This window comes from Acinetobacter sp. YH12231 (assembly GCF_013417755.1).
In the GTDB taxonomy this organism is placed as follows: Bacteria; Pseudomonadota; Gammaproteobacteria; order Pseudomonadales; family Moraxellaceae; genus Acinetobacter; species Acinetobacter amyesii.
Map to the genome: position 1 here is coordinate 1 of NZ_VPDJ01000058.1, position 2004 is coordinate 2004.

Consider the following 2004-nt stretch of genomic DNA (forward strand, 5'->3'; position numbering starts at 1 on the left):
TTAGAGGAATTGCCACAAGATACGATAAGCTAAAACGTAACTATCAAAGCGCTGTTGCTTTAGCTTGTATATTTATATGGTTGCCTCTTTAGCTCAATTTATCGGCTGTAAATGTCAACACACCCTAGTATTCTCAGTTTCTTTTGCTTTATATTTCCCATATATAAAATAAAAAGCCGCCCCCAAAAGTGCTACACATATAAGCAAAAAAATTGTAATACCGTTCACTTTATACCCCAAGAATGTTATATTTTTACTTAATTTAACAAATTGTGTACTTTTTGTCACACGGTAAATTTACTGATAAGATTTGCATGACTTTTCTACTTTTAAAATAATTTATGAAATTTTTACTCATTTTAATTTTGGGGTTCACTTCCATTCAAGTTTATGCAAAAAAGTGTGCTGACTTTAGTACTCAGCAGCAAGCACAGAAATGGTATGAACAAAGAAAGAAATCAGGACAAACAGGTTGGAAAAGTTTAGACCGCGACGGCGATGGTCAGGCCTGTGATTGCCTGCCGGGTGGAAATGGCAAGAAGTGCCCGAAGAAGAAAAGATAAAATTGAACAAGTATATTGATTATAATTTAATCCATTAGATTTAATTATTTCCTAATGTATTTCAGTCGAAATATATTTTAAGTAAATTATGCTTACCAAAAATTATGAATAAATTTGGATCAATAATGCATATTAAACCACTTTTACTTTTAGGCTTATTTGGTCTATTAACCGGGTGTCAAGTTGTAGAAACTGCTGATAATAAAAAGTCAGTTTCTATGTTACCGCTACACATTCCAAAGGAAGCACGCTACCTAAATACTGCTGCAAATGCACCTATTTCAGAAAAGCGAGAAGCTTATGCTAACCAACTCGTGAGCTCGGGCCAAAAATATGCCACGATCAAAACAATTCCTTATGAGTTTTTCCAAGGATCAGGTTCTTTAAGTGCGTACCCTTACACGGTTTACACTTTTGACCAGCAACGTGTGAAATTTGTAGAAAACTCACTACTCAGCCCATCAACTACACAAACAAGATTTGATCATTCGCAGGTGAAACTCAAACTACCTGTTGGTCAACACGACATTGTTTTCGTAAGTGGCATTGGAAATCATAGTTACTTTACTGAGATCAAAAACGTGACTTTAGAAGAAAATAAAGATTATGTGATTGGCGTAGATCGTAATCCAAATACAAAACCTCTAGTTTTCATTGCTGAATATGAAGTTGACTCTCGATTTAAAGCGACTGAGCCAGAATCTATTGTTATTACAAAACGTATTGTTGAAGGTGTTGAGCATGCAAACCTTAAAAAAGTCAAAGTTTATTAAAACAGCTACTGGCTTAGGGCTATTAACTTCACTGTTATTGCTCCAAGGCTGCGTACGAATGATGCTACCAACCTCAGAAACTGAATTGGTCACAAAATCAATCAATGGTGGTGGTTCAGTAGAAGTTCCTTTGGACTATGTACAATCCTATGCAAACTTAAAGCAGGCATATGGAAAATGCGTGGAATACAGGACTTATAATGATTATTTGAAAGTTGAAGCTAACCTAGATCGTGAAAATAATATTGGGACTTTTTATGGCAGACCGCCATATGGGACTTATATTTTTAAGACTACAATTACGCCTATAGATTCAACTTCATCTAAGCTTACAATCTATACAATACGTGGCAGTCTTCTGACAGACAATGCCAATCAAAATGTATTAAAAAAACGTTTAGAGCAGGATAAACTTCGTGCATTAGGTCAAGATCCAAAATGCAATAAAGGTTAATTTGTACTTAAATCAAAAGAGTGCCATATGGCACTCTTTTTTATTAGACTGATTAAAAATAAATTCATCTTGCTAATAATTGACCAAAGAGGTGGTCCCACATGTTTGAACAACTAAAAGCGTATTTATAAGTGATATTCCGCTCTAGTTAAGCCACCTTGTTTTGTTGGGGTAGCTGATCATAGTAAAACTCATTTAGCCTTGCGAAGCAGTG

General features: G+C 35.0%; 3 protein-coding genes and 1 pseudogene. All 4 read left to right on the plus strand.

Annotated features, from left to right (window positions below; genetic code table 11):
- A pseudogene (locus tag FTV11_RS16850) lies at window positions 1-92 on the plus strand (IS5/IS1182 family transposase); the annotation flags it as partial.
- Window positions 93-341: 249 nt separating this feature from the next.
- Window positions 342-563 (plus strand): excalibur calcium-binding domain-containing protein, encoded by a 222-nt coding sequence (locus FTV11_RS16855; RefSeq protein WP_180009665.1) that lies wholly within the window; start codon window positions 342-344, stop codon window positions 561-563.
- A gap of 125 nt (window positions 564-688) precedes the next feature.
- The gene (locus tag FTV11_RS16860; protein ID WP_180009666.1) at window positions 689-1336 is read left to right on the plus strand and encodes a hypothetical protein; all 648 of its coding nucleotides are present in this window, start codon (window positions 689-691) and stop codon (window positions 1334-1336) included.
- A complete protein-coding gene (locus FTV11_RS16865) occupies window positions 1305-1790 on the plus strand; it encodes a hypothetical protein (protein WP_180009667.1) in 486 nt (161 codons plus the stop codon). The genes FTV11_RS16860 and FTV11_RS16865 overlap by 32 nt, the downstream gene beginning before the upstream one ends.
- Window positions 1791-2004: the final 214 nt, after the last annotated feature.